Consider the following 18,244-nt stretch of genomic DNA (forward strand, 5'->3'; position numbering starts at 1 on the left):
TCTCGCTCTAGTCGTCTGGGCACTTAACCGAAGAAGCTCTGGCCATTCTTGGCCATCTCGCGCAGCTTCGCAGTCGGGTGGTACAGCGGGCCCAGATCAGCGTACTGATCAGCCAGGGCAACGAACTCGGCCACACCGATCGAGTCGATGTAACGCAGCGCACCGCCACGGAATGGAGGGAAACCAATACCGTACACCAGGCCCATATCGGCTTCGGCGGCGGTTTCGACGATGCCGTCTTCCAGGCAACGTACGGTTTCCAGGCACAGGGCGATCATCATCCAGTTGATGATGTCTTCGTCAGACACCTCACGCTGCTCGTAGACGATGGGTGCCAGCACTTCGTGGACCGATGGGTCGGCAACTTTCTTCTGCTTGCCCTTCTTGTCGGTCTCGTAGGCGTAGAAGCCCTTGCCATTCTTCTGGCCCAGGCGCTTGGCTTCGTAGAGTGCATCGACAGCCGAACGACGGTCGTCCTTCATGCGGTCCGGGAAGCCTTCAGCCATGACGTCGCGACCGTGGTGGCCGGTGTCGATGCCGACCACGTCCATCAGGTACGCCGGGCCCATGGGCCAGCCGAATTTTTCCATGACCTTGTCGATACGCACAAAGTCCACGCCAGCGCTGACCAGCTTGGCGAAACCGCCGAAGTACGGGAACAGCACGCGGTTGACCAAGAAGCCCGGGCAGTCGTTGACCACGATCGGGTTCTTGCCCATTTTCTTGGCGTAGGCAACGGTGGTGGCAACAGCCAGCTCGCTGGACTTCTCGCCACGGATCACTTCTACCAGCGGCATCATGTGCACCGGGTTGAAGAAGTGCATGCCGACGAAGTTTTCCGGACGCTTGAGGGCCTTGGCCAGCAAGGTGATGGAAATGGTCGAGGTGTTGGACGCCAGGATCGTGTCTTCTTTGACCTGGGCTTCGACTTCAGCCAGTACCGCCTGCTTGACCTTCGGGTTCTCGACAACCGCTTCGACCACCAGGTCGACGTGGCCGAAATCACCGTAGGACAGCGTAGGACGAATGCCGTTAAGCACTTCAGCCATTTTCGCAGCGGTCATGCGACCTTTATCAACGCGGCCGACCAGCAGCTTGGCAGCTTCCGCCAGGCCTTGCTCGATACCGTGCTCGTTGATGTCTTTCATCAGGATCGGCGTGCCTTTGGACGCCGACTGATAGGCAATACCACCGCCCATGATCCCGGCGCCGAGTACGGCAGCCTGTTTCACGTCTTTGGCGATTTCGTCGTAGGCCTTGGCTTTTTTCTTCAGTTCCTGATCGTTCAGGAACAGGCCGATCAAGCTCTGCGCAGCAGAAGTCTTGGCCAGCTTGACGAAGCCGGCAGCTTCGATTTCCAGGGCCTTGTCGCGACCGAAGTTCGCGGCTTTCTGGATGGTCTTGATCGCTTCGACCGGCGCCGGGTAGTTAGGGCCCGCTTGACCGGCCACGAAACCCTTGGCGGTTTCGAACGACATCATTTGTTCGATGGCGTTGAGCTTGAGTTTTTCCAGCTTAGGCTGACGCTTGGCCTTGTAGTCAAATTCGCCGCTGATGGCGCCCTTGATCAGGTTCAGTGCCGCTTCTGCGAGTTTTTCCGGAGCAACCACAGCATCGACGGCGCCGACTTTCAGCGCGTCTTCAGCACGGTTTTCCTTGCCGGCGGCGATCCACTCGATGGCGTTGTCGGCACCAATGATACGCGGCAGGCGCACGGTACCGCCGAAACCCGGGTAGATACCCAGCTTGACTTCCGGCAGGCCGATTTTCGCGCTGGAAGCCATGACGCGGAAGTCCGCAGCCAGGCACATTTCCAGACCGCCGCCCAGAGCGATGCCATTGATCGCGGCAACGGTCGGCACGTTGAGGTCTTCGAAATCGCTGAAAATCTTGTTGGCTTCGAGGTTGCCAGCCACAAGCTCGGCATCGGGCAGCTTGAAGTTGTCGACGAATTCGGTGATGTCAGCGCCGACGATAAACACGTCCTTGCCGCTGGAGACGATCACACCTTTGATCGATGCATCAGCCTTGATGGTGTCTACGGCCTGACGCAGTTCGTTCAGGGTTAGACGGTTGAACTTGTTGACGGACTCACCCTTGAGGTCGAATTTCAATTCGACGATGCCACTTTCAAGAGCCTTAACCGTGATGGCTTTACCTTCGTAAATCATCAACTGATCTCCACGATATGGAAGCTGAACAGTACACATCGGACGCTGGCCCCTGGTCGGGCATTGATCATTTCGTCAATGCTCACGCCAACGCGCCAGGCACACCCGCCAATGCGATAGTCGGGATTATGTATGAGATGCCTGACAGACAAACACTCAATTCATACGCCCGTTTGATTTGGGTACGCCACCTTCAGCCAAATTCCGACAATTGTCAATCGCCCGAAAGCGCTGTAAAAACGCGACTTTTCAGTCATTTCATAACCGCCAAGGCGAATCAATGCGCAGGTATTCACCTGATCAATAATCCAAAAGAGCCAGCAAAGGCCTGTACAGCGGCGGATATCCGGCTAGGCTAGCCGCATGTGGGAACGCCGGCGCGAATGCGCGGCGCGATGAAACGCAGAATGACCGGCCTGCCTGGCCAACTCCAGCCCGATGATGATGTCGGGCTTTTTATTGCCTCAGGCCAGGGCCTTGAGTAACGCACTGATGGCCTGCAAGTCACTGGACTCGCCCTTCTCGCCCCAGTACAGGGCGATCATCTGCTTGTCCGCCTCCACTTTGAAGACATTGGCCGGCAGCGTTGCAAAATGCGGCAACAACTTCTCGTCCACGCAGATTTCCTGCCATTGGTTGACCCACACACCTGGCTCCTGCTGCCAGTAAACCCACAGCGCGGGTTTGCTGCCGCGCCGTGGCCGACAGTACTGCGCACAGGGGCTGGGCGGCTCCTGCTTGAGCCAGTGCGGCCATTCCTGGGGCGACAGTTGCATCGCCAGGCCGATGCGTCGCGCCTCCATGCGCAGGGCCATGCGCCCGCTCTGGTGGCGCGAGGGCCGCAGCCATGCCAGAGGGCTCAAGACCACTAGAAGGATTGACACCACTATCCAGACCGTCATATGTGTACTCCCGAATTTCTAGATGAGCGGATTTGACCCCATCCGCTTGAAAGCAGCCATACTGAACTTATTGCAGTCCCCTGGAGGAACGCCTCATGACTTACCAACATATTCTGGTCGCCGTGGATCTGACCGAAGAGTGCGATCCGGTGATCAAGCGCGCCGTGGCCATTGCCGGCGATACCGTGAAGCTGTCGCTGGTGCATATCGTCGAACCCATGGCCATGGCCTTTGGCGGCGACGTACCGATGGACCTTTCGCAACTGCAACAGCAGCAGTTCGACCAGGCCAAGGAGCGCCTGGACCGACTGATTGCCAAATATCCCGCACTGAAAAAAGACCAAAGCCACCTGACTTACGGCCAGCCACGCCAGGAAATCCATCATCTGGCCAAGGAACAGAACTGCGACCTGATCGTGGTCGGCAGCCATGGTCGCCACGGCTTGGCGTTGCTGCTGGGCTCGACCGCCAACGACGTATTGCACGGCGCACCGTGCGACGTACTGGCAGTGAAGCTGGTAAAAAGCTCGTAAGAGCACTGCACATCAGATGTAGGAGCTGGCTTACCTGCGATAGCAGCCTGTCAGCTGATACATCGGGTGGCTGGCAGACCGCTATCGCCGGCAAGCCAGCTCCTACCTGTTGAAGTGCATTTCATATAAAAAAACCGGTACTCGTAAGAGCACCGGTTTTTTATTGCCGCTGAATCAATCAGGCATCCAGCTCGGCCCAACGCTCAACCAAGACTTCCAGCTCCTGGTTCAGCTTCTCCAGGGACTCGATGACCTTGGCCGTTTCTGCCGCCGGACGCAGGTAGAAGCCCGCGTCAGCCATGTCGGCCTCCACTGCAGCAATCTGCTTTTCCTTGGCTTCGATCTCACCCGGCAGGGCTTCGAGCTCACGCTGCAGCTTGTAGCTGAGCTTCTTCTTGGCAGCCGGCGCGGCTTCCTGAACCGGCGCAACAGCAGCCGGTGCAACCACAGCAGAGTTCAAGTCGGCCTTGCCAGACTTGCTCTCGGTCACGCCCAGCAGGCGCGGCGAGCCGCCCTGGCGCAGCCAGTCCTGGTAACCACCGACGTATTCGCGCACCTTGCCTTCACCTTCGAAGACCAGGGTGCTGGTGACCACGTTGTCGAGGAATGCCCGGTCGTGGCTGACCATCAGTACGGTGCCGTTGAAGGTCAGCAGGACCTCTTCCAGCAACTCCAGCGTTTCCACGTCGAGGTCGTTGGTCGGTTCGTCGAGCACCAGCAGGTTGGCCGGTTTGCTGAACAACTTGGCCAGCAGCAGACGCGCACGCTCGCCGCCAGACAACGCCTTGACCGGCGTGCGCGCACGTTGCGGGCTGAACAGGAAGTCGCCCAGGTAGCTCAACACGTGGCGGCTCTGGCCGTCGATGTCGATAAAGTCGCGGCCTTCGGCGACGTTGTCGATCACGGTCTTTTCCAGGTCCAACTGGTGGCGCAACTGGTCGAAGTAGGCCACGTCGATGCGCGTCCCCTCTTCCACAGTGCCGCTGGTCGGTTGCAGACCGCTGAGCATCAGCTTGAGCAGGGTGGTCTTGCCGGTACCGTTGGCACCCAGCAGGCCGATGCGGTCGCCGCGCTGCAGGACCATGGAGAAGTCTTTGATCAGGAACGGGCCATCCGGGTGATGGAAGCTGACGTTCTCCAGGACCATCACCTGCTTGCCCGACTTGTCGGCGGTATCGAGCTGGATATTGGCCTTGCCAGTGCGCTCGCGACGTTCGCTGCGCTCCACACGCAAGGCTTTCAGGGCCCGTACACGGCCTTCGTTACGGGTGCGGCGGGCCTTGATGCCCTGGCGGATCCACACTTCTTCCTGGGCCAGTTTCTTGTCGAACAGCGCGTTGGCGGTTTCTTCAGCGGCCAGGGTGGCTTCCTTGTGCACCAGGAAGCTGGCGTAGTCGCCGTTCCAGTCGATCAGGCCGCCGCGATCCAGCTCGAGGATGCGCGTGGCGAGGTTCTGCAGGAAAGAACGGTCGTGCGTGATGAACAGCACGGCGCCCTGGAAGTCTTTGAGGGCCTCTTCAAGCCAGGCAATCGCGCCGATATCCAGGTGGTTGGTTGGTTCGTCGAGCAGCAGCAGATCCGGCTCGGAAACCAGAGCCTGGGCCAGCAGCACACGGCGACGCCAGCCGCCGGACAACTCGGCGAGGGTCTTGTCGGCCGGCAGTTGCAGGCGGCTCAGGGTGCTGTCGACCAATTGCTGCAAGCGCCAGCCATCACGGGCTTCGAGGTCTTGCTGGACGTGCATCAGTTTGTCCAGGTCGGCATCGGTGACGCAGTTCTGCGCCAGGTGATGGTATTCGGCAAGCAATGCGCCCACACCGTCGAGGCCTTCGGCAACCACGTCGAACACGGTCCGTTCGTCGGCCACCGGCAATTCTTGCGGCAATTCGCCGATCTTCAGGCCCGGGGCGCGCCACACGGAGCCGTCATCGGGCTTCTGGTCGCCTTTTACCAGCTTCATCATGCTGGACTTGCCGGTGCCGTTGCGGCCGATGATGCACACCCGCTCACCACGGGCGATCTGCCAGGACACCTTGTCCAACAACGGCATAGCGCCGAAAGCAAGGGACACATCGCTGAATTTGAGCAGGGTCATACGCTTCTCCAAAAACCGGGCGCGCATTCTACCTGAGTTGGGGGGTGAAGCGGCCGGCATTTTCGTGCCCGACACGTTCTGTAGGACATTTCTTGAGAACTTCAGCGAAGCAGCCAGCAAAGCTTTCACCGGCTGTAGGCAAAAGGCTAAGCTAGGGGTAATCAGTGTCGGCGGCGCCGGCACTAGTCCTGATTTCTTTGCACGGACGTCTCATGCGCAGTCGCCTTTTCAGCTTTTTATCTTGCCTGCTTCTTTCCTCCACCGCCGTCCAGACCGCCCAGGCCGTGGACCTGACCACCCAACGCCAATATTACGACCAAGCCAAGCGCGCCCTGGCCAAAGGTGACACCGGGCCGTACATGCAATACAGCCAGGCCCTGGCCGACTATCCACTGACGCCTTACCTGGCCTATGACGAACTGACCGCCCGCCTGAAGTCCGCGAGCAACCAGGAAATCGAACAGTTCCTGGCCAAACATGGCGACCTGCCCCAGGCCAACTGGATGAAACTGCGCTGGTTGCGCTGGCTGGCCGAGCGTGGCGATTGGCAGACCTTTGAAAAGTACTACGACGCCAAGCTCAATTTCACCGAACTGGACTGCCTCCACGGCCAATACCAGTTGAGCCACAACCTCAAGGCCGAAGGCTACAAGACCGCCGAAGCCCTGTGGATGACCGGTAAATCCCAACCCGCCGCCTGCGATGCCACCTTTGGCCAATGGGCCGCCGCCGGGCAATTGACCGAACAGAAAATCTGGGACCGCACCAAGCTGGCCGCCGAAGCCCGTAACTATGCGCTGGCCAACAGCCTGGTGAAAACCTTGCCCACCCTGGGCGCCCAGGGCCGCTTGATGGTGGATGTGGCGCAAAAGCCCGCCATGCTCAGCGACCCATCACGCTTCCTGCCGGCCACCGCGGCCATGTCCGACGCCGTCGGCCTGGGCTTGCGCCGCCTGGCGCGCCAGAATCCGGAACAAGCCATGGCCCTGCTGGATGGGTATGCCAGCAGCATGCACTTCTCCCGTGACGAAAAAGTCTCCATCGCCCGGGAAATCGGCCTGACCCTGGCGCGCCGCTACGACCCGCGCGCCCTGGATGTGATGACCAAATACGACCCGGAACTGCGTGACAACACCGTCTCCGAATGGCGCCTGCGCCTGCTGCTGCGCCTGGCCCGCTGGGAAGATGCCTACCAGTTGACCCGCAAGCTGCCCCAGGACCTGGCCACCACCAACCGCTGGCGCTACTGGCAGGCCCGCGCCCTGGAACTGGCCGAGCCGAAGAACCCCCATGCACTGGTGCTGTACAAGGGCCTGGCAAAGGAGCGGGATTTTTATGGCTTCCTTGCCGCGGATCGCTCCCAGGCCCCGTATCAACTCAATAATCAGCCGCTGGTCATGAGCCAGGCGCTGATCAACAAGGTGCGCAATACCCCGGGTGTACGCCGCGCCCTGGAATTTTATGCCCGTGGCCAGATCGTCGACGGCCGCCGCGAGTGGTATCACGTCAGCCGCCACTTCAACCGTGACGAAATGGTTGCCCAGGCCAAGCTCGCCTACGACATGAAGTGGTACTTCCCAGCGATCCGCACCATCAGCCAGGCCAAGTACTGGGACGACCTGGATATCCGCTTCCCCATGGCCCACCGCGACACTCTGGTGCGTGAAGCCAAGGTCCGTGGCCTGCATTCGAGCTGGGTGTTCGCCATCACCCGTCAGGAAAGCGCGTTTATGGATGACGCCCGCTCCGGCGTCGGCGCCAGCGGCCTGATGCAACTGATGCCCGCCACCGCCAAGGAAACCGCGCGCAAGTTCAGCATCCCGCTGGCGTCACCGCAGCAGGTGCTGGACCCGGACAAGAATATCCAACTCGGCGCCGCCTACCTGAGCCAGGTGCACAGCCAGTTCAACGGCAACCGCGTGCTCGCCTCCGCGGCCTACAACGCCGGCCCTGGCCGCGTACGCCAATGGCTGCGCGGTGCCGACCACCTGAGTTTCGACGTGTGGGTGGAAAGCATCCCGTTCGACGAAACCCGCCAGTATGTGCAGAACGTGCTGTCTTATTCGGTGATCTACGGGCAGAAGCTCAACTCGCCACAGCCGCTGGTGGACTGGCACGAACGTTATTTTGATGACCAGTAACAGCCGGTCAATGCTGCCCGCTTGAAGCTGCAAGTGCCCGCGTTGTGAGACGCGGGCATTTTTTTAGGGTTCGTCGTGGCCATCGCTGAATTGCAGGGCCGCCAGCCGCGCATACAGCGGGTTGCTGGCAATCAGCTGCTGATGGGTGCCCACTGCGACCAATTTCCCTTGATCCATCACCGCAATCCGGTCGGCGTTTTTTACCGTGGCCAGGCGGTGGGCGATCACCAGGGTGGTACGCCCCTGCATCAGTTGCGGCAACGCCTGCTGGATCAGATGCTCGCTCTGCGCGTCCAGGGCGCTGGTGGCCTCGTCCAGCAACAGAATGGGCGCATCCACCAGCAAGGCCCGGGCAATGGCCAGACGTTGGCGCTGACCGCCGGAAAGGCCCAGGCCGCCATCCCCCAGATGGGTCTGGTATCCGTCAGGCATTTGCAGGATGAAATCGTGGGCATGGGCAATGCGCGCCGCTTCTTCGACCTGGGCAAAACTGGCCTGCGGGTTGCCGTAGCGGATGTTGTCTTCGACGCTGCCAAAAAACAGCGCCGGGCTCTGGGACACCAAGGCAAAGCAGCGGCGCAGGTCCAGCGGGTCGAGATGGGTCAGCGGCTGGCCTTCGAGCAGCACCTGCCCCTGCTGCGGGTCATAGAAACGCAACAGCAAGTCGAACAGGGTGGACTTGCCCGCCCCGGACGGGCCGACCAGGGCCAGGGTTTCGCCAGCCTTGACGCTCAGGTTCAGGCCTTCGATGGCATAGCGATCGGGACGCGAGGGGTAGGAGAAATACAGGTCTTGCAGCTCCAGACGGCCACTGACCCGTTGCGGCAACTTGATCGCACCAGTCGCCGGCGCCTGGATGTCATTGCTCGACTGCAACAGCTCGGCGATCCGCTCTGCCGCCCCGGCAGCCCGTTGCAACTCGCCGATCACTTCGCTCAAGGTGCCAAAGGCGCTGCCGACGATCAGGCTGTAGAACACAAAGGCCGCCAGCTCACCGCCGGAGATGCGCCCGGCAATCACATCCATGCCGCCCACCCACAGCATCACGCCGACGGCACCCAGCACTAGCACAATCACCAGGGTGATCAGCCAGGCACGCTGGACGATGCGTTTGCGCGCCGTGGTGAACGCCTCCTCCACCGTCCGCGCGAAGCGCTGCTCATCCTGCACCTGATGGTTGTAGGCCTGCACGGTCTTGATCTGGCCCAGGGTCTCGGACACGTAGCTGCCGACGTCGGCAATCCGGTCCTGGCTCTGGCGCGACAAGCTGCGCACGCGGCGACCGAAGATCAGGATCGGCGCCAGCACCAGCGGCAGCGCCACCACCACAATGCTGGTGAGCTTGGGGTTGGTGATAAACAGCAACACAATCCCGCCGATCACCATCAACGCGTTGCGCAGGAACAGCGACAAGGATGAGCCGATCACCGATTGCAGCAATGTAGTGTCGGCGGTCAAGCGCGACTGGATTTCCGAGCTGCGGTTGTGCTCGTAGAACCCCGGATGCAGGTAGATCAGGTGGTTGAACACCAGCCGACGAATGTCCGCCACCACCCGCTCGCCGATCCACGACACCAGGTAAAAGCGCGCAAACGTGCCCACCGCCAGGCCCAGCACGAGGATCATGAACAGGCCGATGGACTGGTTAAGCAGGTGCGGCGATTGGGTCATAAAGCCCTGGTCCACCAACAGCCGAATGCCCTGGCCCATGGATAAGGTAATGCCTGCGGTAACGATCAGCGCGAGCAAGGCGCCGACGGCCTGCCAGCGATAGGGGGCAATAAAGCGGGTGGCCAGGCGAATGGCGCGGCGTTGACGGGCTGAAAGCATGGAAAGCATCACCTGAGGAAGACAACCCCAAGCCTACACTGCAATCGGATTGAACTTGGGCAAATCACAATGAGTCAGGTTAATTATGCTCGGCAAGACTAGGCCCTAGAGGCTATCGGTCTAAACTCCGGCTGGAAATCCAGCGTGATTTCTGCTGGAGTGGGCATTCGATCCGTCGACGGGCCATGGAGTTGTAACAGCTCGGTCACGCGGGGGAATTAGAGTAGGTACACAACCTGATGAGGAGACAGGCCATGTCCTTGCAAACCAGCAGCACTGACAAAGTTGAAGTAATCCGCCAGCCACAGCAGTTGCCTTGCTCGTACATCGATGCACAAGGCCGTGAAGTGCAGATTACCGAAGAGATGATCCAGGGCGCCTGCGCCGAACTGGAGCAGAAACTGGTCAAGCCTGCCCAGCAAGGCTGATACGCCCCAGCTCTTTCAGACCCGGCCCAGGTGGCCGGGTTTTTTATGCCTGCGCTATGTCGATCAGCAAAGGCTTGCGCCCAAGCTGGTGACGAGGGTCTGCAAGGCTGCCGACTCACCGCTGATCCGCACCTTCAAGCCGTCAATCTCGCGGCGGTCCGGGTAGTGCTTGCGCAGCAGGTCGAACGCCTTGCGCTGCTCCTCCACAGTGCCCACGAGGCTGCGGCGGAAATCTGCATCATCGCGCCGCGGGTCGTAGACGCTGCGGCAAAGCGTCGCCAGGGCCCAGGCCGGGTCGGTGCTGGCATTGAGGTTAACCTCCGCCAGCCAAGGCTCAGGCAGCAAGTCACTCAACTGAATGCTCGCCGGCTGCCCAAGGTGCGCGCACAGCGCCTGGTAGATCTGCGCCGTGCCGCGCTGCTTGCCGTCCAGGCTGTAGCCGGCGATATGCGGGGTCGCCAGCACGCACAACTCGGCCAGCTCGACATCCACTTCGGGCTCGCCTTCCCACACATCCAGCACCGCCTGCAGGTCTTCGCGGTCCAGCAACACCTCGCGCAGCGCCGCATTATCCACCACCGGGCCGCGGCTGGCGTTGATCAGCCAGGTACCCGGCTGCAACTGCTCCAGGCGCTGGCGATCCAGCAGGTGCCAGGTCGAGCCACTGCCGGATTTTTTCAGCGGGGTATGCAGGCTGATCACATCACATTGCTCGATGATCTGTTCCAGGCTGACGTAATCACCGTCTTCGGCGACCTGGCGTGGCGGATCGCAGACCAGCACTTTCCAACCCAGGCCCTTGAGCACCTTGACCAGGCGCCCGCCCACTTCACCGGCACCGACGATGCCATACGTCCGCTGGTTCAGGTCTGCGCCCTCGATTTCAGCCAGGGTCAACAGGCTCCCCAGCACATAATCCACCACCCCCCGGGCGTTGCAACCCGGCGCGCTGGACCATTGGATACCGGCCCGCTGAAAGTAATCGAGGTCCAGGTGATCGGTGCCGATGGTGCAGGTGCCGACGAACCGTACCGGCGTGCCTTCCAGCAGCGCGCGGTTGACGTTGGTCACCGAGCGCACCAGCAGCACATCGGCCTGTTCAATGGCGGCGCGGTCAATGGCCCGACCGGGCACGCGGCGGATCTCGCCAAACCCTTCGAAGAACGCATCGAGCAGCGGGATATTTTCGTCGGCAACAATCAGCATGGCAGGCTCCTTTGGCGGACCCGCAGTGTACAGGCACCAGCCTGTGGCGCGTTTACAAATCCGCTACACAGGTATTTTCCTGACCCATCCGTCAAGGCGTAGAATGCGCCGTCCTGAGTTCTCCCTTATCGGACATCTGTACGTGAACACTGCCACCACAACCCTCTCCCGCCCTGCCCGCGTTCGCCGGGAAGTCCACAGCCTGCTGGCGCTGGCCCTGCCGATCATGATCGGGCAACTGGCAACCACCGCCATGGGTTTTGTCGATGCGGTGATGGCCGGGCGCGTCAGTGCGCGAGACCTGGCGGCAGTGGCCCTGGGCAACTCCATCTGGATTCCGGTGTATCTGTTGATGACCGGCACCTTGCTGGCCACCACCCCCAAAGTCGCGCAGCGCTTTGGCGCCGGCAGCCACGCCGAGATCGGCCCGCTGGTGCGCCAGGCGTTGTGGTTGGCGCTGGTGGTGGGAGGCACCGCGTCATTGCTGCTGATCAGTGCCGAACCGATCCTGCATGCGATGAACGTCGATCCCGAGCTGATCGCCCCCTGCATGGGCTACCTGCACGGCATCGCGGCGGGCATGCCGGCGGTGGCGCTGTACTACGTGCTGCGCTGCTTCAGTGACGGCCTGGGCCGCACGCGCCCAAGCATGCTCCTCGGCCTGGGCGGGCTGGCGTTGAATATTCCGTTGAACTACGTGTTCATCTATGGCCATTTCGGTGTGCCGGCCATGGGCGGCGTGGGCTGCGGCTGGGCCACCGGGATTGTGATGTGGGCAATGATGCTGGGCTTCGTCGGGTGGACCCGCTGGGCCCCGGCCTATCACGCCAGCGAGCTGTTCAAACGCTTCGACTGGCCGAAATGGTCGGTGATCAAGCGTATCCTGAGCATCGGCCTGCCGATTGGCATCGCCGTATTTGCCGAGTCGAGCATCTTTGCGGTGATCGCCCTGCTGATCGGCAGCCTGGGCGCAACCGTGGTCGCCGGGCATCAGATCGCCCTGAACTTCAGTTCCCTGGTGTTCATGATCCCCTACTCCCTGAGCATGGCCGTGACCGTGCGGGTCGGCCAGGCCCTGGGCCGTGGCGAACCCCGTGAAGCGCGCTTCGCCGCTGGCGTGGGGATGGGCACCGCACTGGCCTATGCCTGCCTATCGTGCAGCCTGATGCTGTTGTTTCGCGAGCAGATCGCCACGATCTACACCGCCGACCCGCAGGTGGTCCAGGTGGCGGCGATGCTGATTGTGTTTGCGGCGCTGTTCCAGTTCTCGGATGCGATCCAGGTGACGGCCGCCGGCGCGTTGCGTGGCTACCAGGACACCCGGGTGACCATGGTCCTGACCCTGTTCGCCTATTGGGGCTTGGGCCTGCCGGTGGGTTACTTGCTGGGGCTGACCGACTGGCTGGGCCAGCCCAGCGGCCCGAGCGGCTTGTGGCAGGGCCTGATCGTCGGCCTCAGTTGCGCGGCGGCGATGCTGGTGGTGCGCCTGGCACGCAGTGCGCGCAAGCGCATCCGCACGGCGGTTTAAGCGAGCTTCTTGCGGATCCAGTACAGGTAAGTCCCCGCCTCTTCGCGCTGTTCCACCAGTTCATGGTCCAGGAACACACAGAACTTGGGGATATCGCGGCGGGTCGAGGGATCGGTCGCGATCACCTTGAGCAGGCCGCCGGGCGCCAGGTCGCGGATGTGCTGGTGCAGCATCATTACCGGCTCCGGGCAGTTGAGGCCGGTGGCGTCGAGGGTGCCGTCGACGGCAGGGTCAAAAATGTCGCTCATCACTCACTCCTACAAGGTCGTCTTTAGCGGGCCTTGGGTTTCTTTACGTCCAGGCGGCGCAGGTGGCAGGTCACTTCCTCACGGTCGTGGTACAGCTGCTTGCAACCGATTTCTACCCGGATGCCCCGCGCCTTGAAGCCTTCTTCGATGCGCTCCAGCAGGCGTTTTACTTCGGCGTAGCGCTGTTTCATCGGCAACTTGAGGTTGACCACCGCTTCGCGGCAATGCCCCTCGCCAATCCAGGTTTCCAGCAGGGCCGCGTTACGCGCCGGTTTCTCGACGATATCGCAGACCATCCAGTCCACCGGCTGCTTGGGGGTGAAGGTAAAACCATCCGCCATCAAGTGTTGCACCAGGCCGGTGTCCATCAGGCTTTCGGCCATGGGGCCGTTATCAATCGCCGTCACCAGCATGCCGCGATTGACCAACTGCCAGGTCCAGCCGCCTGGTGCTGCGCCGAGGTCTACGCCGGTCATGTCGCCGTGCAGGCGCTCGTCCCACTGGTCGCGGGGGATAAAGTGGTGCCAGGCCTCCTCCAGCTTCAAGGTCGAGCGGCTGGGCGCGTCACGAGGGAACTTCAGGCGCGGGATGCCCATCGGCCACATCGCCGAGTTGTTTGACTCGGCCAGGCCCATAAACACTTCGCGACCGCTCTTGAAGGTCAGCAGCAGGCGCGGCTTGCTCGGGTCTTCGACCAGTTTGTCGGCGGCCAGCAGGGCCTTGCGCAGATGCACTTCGAATTTCTTGCAGAAGTTCGACAGTTCCTTGCCGTCGTTGGTATCGACCATCTCCAGCCACAGGCTGCCGCACACCGGGAAATCCCGCAGGTGCGCGAGGATCACGCTGATGCGGTCGGTTTCCGGCAAGTCGATGAACACCCCGCGCGCCCACTGCCTTGGGAAGATCAGCTCGGCAAAGCGTTGGCCGCGCATCAGGCGCTGGGCGCCGTCTTCTTCGGTGCAGACAAATTCGGCGCAGGCGCTGCCGGTCTTGGCCTTGGCATAGCCGGAAACGTTCAGGCGCGCGGCGTGTTCCGCGATCTCGGAACAGACTTCGCCTTCAAAACCCGGGCGGCAGTGCATAAAAAGGGTGTTCATTGAATCTCCTGGCAACTGGCTTGCTCTATCGCAATGCCTGTCATGAAAACGCGCGCATGATAGCTGAGTTCGGAACCTTGGACTTGCCCATAGAGTCCAGTAATTAGCCTGCTACTGAAAACCGGGCTAGCTTATAAGCTCTGTTCGTCCCGTCAGGTCCGTAGCCGTGCGGACCATAAGGAGTCATGTAATGTCATCCGTTGATAGCCTGAGAACCCTTAAGACCCTGCAGATCGACAGCAAGACCTACCACTACTTCAGCCTGCCCGAAGCCGCCAAGAGCCTGGGAGACCTGGACAAGTTGCCGATGTCCCTCAAGGTGCTGCTGGAAAACCTGCTGCGCTGGGAGGACGACAAAACCGTCACCGGCGCCGACCTCAAGGCCCTTGCCGCCTGGCTCAAGGAGCGCCGCTCCGATCGCGAAATACAGTACCGCCCGGCCCGGGTATTGATGCAGGACTTTACCGGCGTACCCGCCGTGGTCGACCTGGCCGCCATGCGCGCCGCCGTGGCCAAGGCCGGTGGCGATCCGCAGCGCATCAACCCGCTGTCGCCGGTGGACCTGGTGATTGACCACTCGGTGATGGTCGACAAGTTCGGCAATGCCGACGCCTTCGAGCAAAACGTCGATATCGAAATGCAGCGCAACGGCGAACGTTATGCGTTCCTGCGCTGGGGCCAGAGCGCCTTTGATAATTTCAGCGTCGTGCCGCCGGGTACCGGCATCTGTCACCAGGTCAACCTGGAATACCTGGGCCGCACCGTGTGGACCAAGGACGAAGATGGCCGCACCTACGCCTTCCCCGACACCCTGGTGGGCACCGACTCCCACACCACCATGATCAACGGTCTCGGCGTGCTGGGCTGGGGCGTGGGCGGTATCGAGGCAGAAGCGGCGATGCTCGGCCAGCCGGTGTCGATGCTGATCCCGGAAGTGATCGGCTTCAAGCTCACCGGCAAATTGAAAGAAGGCATCACCGCCACCGACCTGGTACTGACGGTCACGCAGATGCTGCGTAAAAAAGGCGTAGTGGGCAAGTTCGTCGAGTTCTATGGCGACGGCCTCGCCGATCTGCCCCTGGCCGACCGCGCCACCATCGCCAACATGGCCCCGGAATACGGCGCCACCTGCGGCTTTTTCCCAGTGGATGACGTGACCCTGGACTACCTGCGCCTGTCGGGCCGGCCTGCCGCCACCGTCAAGCTGGTCGAGGCCTATACCAAGGCCCAGGGCCTGTGGCGCAACGCCGGCGAAGAGCCGGTGTTCACCGACAGCCTGGCCCTCGACATGGGCACTGTCGAGGCCAGCCTGGCCGGGCCGAAACGCCCGCAGGACCGGGTCTCGCTGCCGGATGTGAGCCAGGCCTTCAGCGACTTCCTCGACTTGCAGTTCAAGCCTGCCAGCAAGGAAGAAGGTCGCCTGGAAAGTGAAGGCGGTGGCGGTGTTGCGGTGGGCAATGCCGACCTGGTGGGTGAAGCCGACTACGACTTCGAAGGCCAGACCTATCGCCTGAAAAACGGCGCGGTGGTGATTGCGGCAATTACTTCGTGCACCAACACCTCCAACCCGAGCGTGATGATGGCCGCCGGCCTGGTCGCGAAAAAAGCCGTGGAAAAGGGCCTGAGCCGCAAGCCCTGGGTAAAGAGCTCGCTGGCGCCCGGCTCCAAGGTGGTCACCGATTACTACAATGCCGCCGGCCTGACCCCCTACCTGGACCAACTGGGCTTCGACCTGGTGGGCTATGGCTGCACTACCTGCATCGGCAACTCCGGGCCGCTGCCTGAGCCTATCGAGAAAGCCATTCAGCAAGCCGACCTGACGGTAGCGTCGGTGCTGTCCGGCAACCGAAACTTCGAAGGCCGCGTGCACCCGCTGGTGAAAACCAACTGGCTGGCCTCGCCACCGCTGGTGGTGGCCTATGCCCTGGCCGGGACCGTGCGCATTGATATCAGCAGCGAGCCCCTGGGTACCGGCAAGGATGGCCAGCCGGTCTACCTGCGCGATATCTGGCCCAGCAGCCAGGAGATCGCCGACGCGGTGGCCCAGGTCAGCACCGGCATGTTCCACAAGGAATACGCCGAGGTGTTTGCCGGTGACGCACAGTGGCAAGCCATTGAAGTGCCGCAGGCCGCAACCTATGTGTGGCAAGAAGACTCCACCTATATCCAGCATCCACCGTTTTTCGATGACATCGCCGGTCCGCTGCCGGTGATCAAGGATGTGCAGGGCGCCAATATCCTGGCGCTGCTTGGCGACTCGGTGACCACCGACCACATCTCCCCTGCCGGCAATATCAAGGCCGACAGTCCTGCCGGACGCTACCTGCGCGAACAGGGTGTGGAACCGCGGGACTTCAACTCCTACGGCTCGCGCCGCGGCAACCATGAAGTGATGATGCGCGGCACCTTCGCCAACATCCGCATCCGCAACGAAATGCTCGGCGGCGAAGAAGGGGGCAACACCCTCTACATTCCTACCGGCGAGAAGATGCCGATCTACGATGCGGCCATGAAATACCAGGCATCCGGCACGCCATTGGTGGTGATCGCCGGCCAGGAGTACGGCACCGGCTCCAGCCGCGACTGGGCCGCCAAGGGCACCAACTTGCTGGGGGTCAAGGCGGTGATCGCCGAGAGCTTCGAGCGTATCCACCGTTCCAACCTGGTGGGCATGGGCGTGCTGCCATTGCAGTTCAAGCTGGACCAGAACCGCAAGGCCCTGCAACTGACCGGCAAGGAGAAGATCGACATCCTCGGCCTGACCCATGCCGAGATCGAGCCACGTATGAACCTGACGCTGGTGATTACCCGCGAAGATGGCCGTAGCGAGAAGGTCGAGGTGCTGTGCCGGATCGACACCCTCAATGAAGTTGAGTACTTCAAGGCGGGAGGGATTCTGCACTATGTATTGCGTCAGCTGATCGCTTCATAACGCGTCAAGCCATACAAAACACCGCCTTCGGGCGGTGTTTTCATTTTTGCCTCCAGGTACCGCCGCTATAATACGCACCCGTTGCAAGAACCGGCTTGCCGGTTCCTGCAAAAGCAATTGCGTCATTTTTAACGTCACAAGGATTTTCAATGCCCGCTTTACCCTGGCTGTACCTGGCACTTCTATCCATCGGCTATGCACTGGCCCTGGCCTACGGGCAACTGGGTTTACTGGCCCTGGTGTCCATCGGCCTATTGCTGGTGGCAGGTTACGCCGTGCGCCAACAACACGTCCCATGGGCGCGCTACCTTGGCCATGGCCTGTTCATTGTATTGGCCCTCGGCCTGGCGATGCACTGGCTGCCCGGTTTCTACAACGGTCGCGGCATCGACCCGCAGCGCTTCAGCGCCGATGCCGTGCCCTTCTCGATGTACCTGAACCAGGACAAACCGCTGATCGGTTTCTGGCTGCTGCTGGTCTGCCCGTGGATCGTCGCTCGCCGCCCGTTGCGCCTGTCGATCTATGCCACGGCCCTGGCCTTGACCCTGACCACCATCGCCGCCCTCGGCGGGGCGGTGCTTCTGGGCATTATCAGTTGGGCGCCCAAATGGCCGGACCAGGCCTGGCTCTGGGTGTTGAACAACCTGTTACTGGTGACCCTGGTTGAGGAGGCACTGTTTCGCGGCTATATCCAGGGCGGCCTGAGCCGGCGCTTCAAGCAACTGCCTTATGGCGAAAACCTCGCCTTGCTGCTGGCCTCGCTGCTGTTTGGCCTGGTGCATGTGGGCGCGGGTTGGCAATGGGTGCTGCTGGCCAGTATCGCCGGCGCGGGGTACGGCCTGGCCTACCGCTTCGGCGGCCTGGGCGCAGCGATTGCCACACACTTTGGCTTGAACCTGCTGCATTTCGGGCTGTTTACCTACCCGATGCTGGCGGGCTGAGCCGCCACTCTGCACTGAACACAAAGCCGCCTTCGGGCGGCTTTTGTGTGTTCGGGGTTCGATAAAACCTAGCCGTACGGTCAGTGGTCGCACCTACCCCCGTTCGGCAGAATGCCTAGGAGCTTTCGTACTCACCCAACCAGCAGAGCTTTCAATTGCCGGGACTGCGATGAGGGAACCCACGCCTGTGTG

Annotated in this window: 14 protein-coding genes; 7 read left to right on the forward strand and 7 right to left on the reverse strand. The window is 61.6% G+C overall.

All coding sequences use genetic code 11. The features are described from left to right. Window positions 1-23: 23 nt before the first annotated feature. Window positions 24-2,171, reverse strand: a complete 2,148-nt coding sequence (gene fadB / locus PSH80_RS18495) for a fatty acid oxidation complex subunit alpha FadB (RefSeq protein WP_057438519.1) — start codon at window positions 2,169-2,171, stop codon at window positions 24-26. Window positions 2,172-2,188: 17 nt separating this feature from the next. On the opposite strand from fadB, the gene PSH80_RS18500 reads away from it, so the two are divergent. Further along, window positions 2,189-2,530, forward strand: a complete 342-nt coding sequence (locus PSH80_RS18500) for a hypothetical protein (RefSeq protein ID WP_157717225.1) — start codon at window positions 2,189-2,191, stop codon at window positions 2,528-2,530. A gap of 105 nt (window positions 2,531-2,635) precedes the next feature. On the opposite strand, the gene PSH80_RS18505 is transcribed toward PSH80_RS18500, so the two are convergent. Next, window positions 2,636-3,073, reverse strand: coding sequence for a hypothetical protein (locus PSH80_RS18505; protein ID WP_057438518.1), 438 nt, complete (start codon window positions 3,071-3,073; stop codon window positions 2,636-2,638). 95 nt (window positions 3,074-3,168) lie between these two features. Between PSH80_RS18505 and PSH80_RS18510 the strand changes: the two genes are divergently transcribed. Further along, window positions 3,169-3,606: a universal stress protein gene (locus PSH80_RS18510; RefSeq protein ID WP_057438517.1), complete on the forward strand. Its 438-nt coding sequence runs from the start codon at window positions 3,169-3,171 to the stop codon at window positions 3,604-3,606. 178 nt (window positions 3,607-3,784) lie between these two features. On the opposite strand, the gene PSH80_RS18515 is transcribed toward PSH80_RS18510, so the two are convergent. After that, window positions 3,785-5,701, reverse strand: a complete 1,917-nt coding sequence (locus tag PSH80_RS18515) for an ATP-binding cassette domain-containing protein (protein ID WP_057960300.1) — start codon at window positions 5,699-5,701, stop codon at window positions 3,785-3,787. Between the two features lie 212 nt (window positions 5,702-5,913). Between PSH80_RS18515 and PSH80_RS18520 the strand changes: the two genes are divergently transcribed. Next, window positions 5,914-7,842: a transglycosylase SLT domain-containing protein gene (locus PSH80_RS18520; RefSeq protein WP_169989650.1), complete on the forward strand. Its 1,929-nt coding sequence runs from the start codon at window positions 5,914-5,916 to the stop codon at window positions 7,840-7,842. A gap of 63 nt (window positions 7,843-7,905) precedes the next feature. Here the strand turns inward: PSH80_RS18520 and PSH80_RS18525 are convergent, their stop codons facing one another. Further along, window positions 7,906-9,681, reverse strand: a complete 1,776-nt coding sequence (locus PSH80_RS18525; RefSeq protein WP_289138987.1) for an ABC transporter transmembrane domain-containing protein — start codon at window positions 9,679-9,681, stop codon at window positions 7,906-7,908. Between the two features lie 245 nt (window positions 9,682-9,926). Here PSH80_RS18525 and PSH80_RS18530 point away from each other — a divergent pair, with 245 nt between their 5' ends. Next, window positions 9,927-10,100 (forward strand): PA1571 family protein, encoded by a 174-nt coding sequence (locus PSH80_RS18530; protein WP_032863322.1) that lies wholly within the window; start codon window positions 9,927-9,929, stop codon window positions 10,098-10,100. Between the two features lie 63 nt (window positions 10,101-10,163). Here the strand turns inward: PSH80_RS18530 and pdxB are convergent, their stop codons facing one another. Continuing rightward, a complete protein-coding gene (pdxB, locus tag PSH80_RS18535) occupies window positions 10,164-11,306 on the reverse strand; it encodes a 4-phosphoerythronate dehydrogenase PdxB (protein WP_057438514.1) in 1,143 nt (380 codons plus the stop codon). 142 nt (window positions 11,307-11,448) lie between these two features. Here pdxB and PSH80_RS18540 point away from each other — a divergent pair, with 142 nt between their 5' ends. Next, a complete protein-coding gene (locus PSH80_RS18540; protein ID WP_057438638.1) occupies window positions 11,449-12,834 on the forward strand; it encodes an MATE family efflux transporter in 1,386 nt (461 codons plus the stop codon). Here the strand turns inward: PSH80_RS18540 and tusA are convergent. Continuing rightward, window positions 12,831-13,082 carry a sulfurtransferase TusA gene (gene tusA, locus PSH80_RS18545; protein WP_057438513.1) on the reverse strand — a complete coding sequence of 84 codons (252 nt, stop codon included), beginning with the start codon at window positions 13,080-13,082 and terminating at the stop codon, window positions 12,831-12,833. The genes PSH80_RS18540 and tusA overlap by 4 nt on opposite strands. Before the next feature lie 23 nt (window positions 13,083-13,105). Then, entirely contained in the window at window positions 13,106-14,179 is a 1,074-nt protein-coding gene (gene rlmM / locus PSH80_RS18550; protein WP_057960304.1) for a 23S rRNA (cytidine(2498)-2'-O)-methyltransferase RlmM, read from the reverse strand. 190 nt (window positions 14,180-14,369) lie between these two features. Between rlmM and acnA the strand changes: the two genes are divergently transcribed. Both acnA and PSH80_RS18560 read left to right on the forward strand, forming a co-directional pair. After that, window positions 14,370-17,111 carry an aconitate hydratase AcnA gene (acnA, locus tag PSH80_RS18555; RefSeq protein WP_169989648.1) on the forward strand — a complete coding sequence of 914 codons (2,742 nt, stop codon included), beginning with the start codon at window positions 14,370-14,372 and terminating at the stop codon, window positions 17,109-17,111. A gap of 149 nt (window positions 17,112-17,260) precedes the next feature. Beyond that, the gene (locus PSH80_RS18560; protein ID WP_271043562.1) at window positions 17,261-18,052 is read left to right on the forward strand and encodes a CPBP family intramembrane glutamic endopeptidase; all 792 of its coding nucleotides are present in this window, start codon (window positions 17,261-17,263) and stop codon (window positions 18,050-18,052) included. The last annotated feature ends 192 nt before the right edge of the window (window positions 18,053-18,244 follow it).

Source organism: Pseudomonas sp. FP818 (assembly GCF_030687335.1).
Lineage (GTDB): Bacteria > Pseudomonadota > Gammaproteobacteria > Pseudomonadales > Pseudomonadaceae > Aquipseudomonas > Aquipseudomonas shahriarae.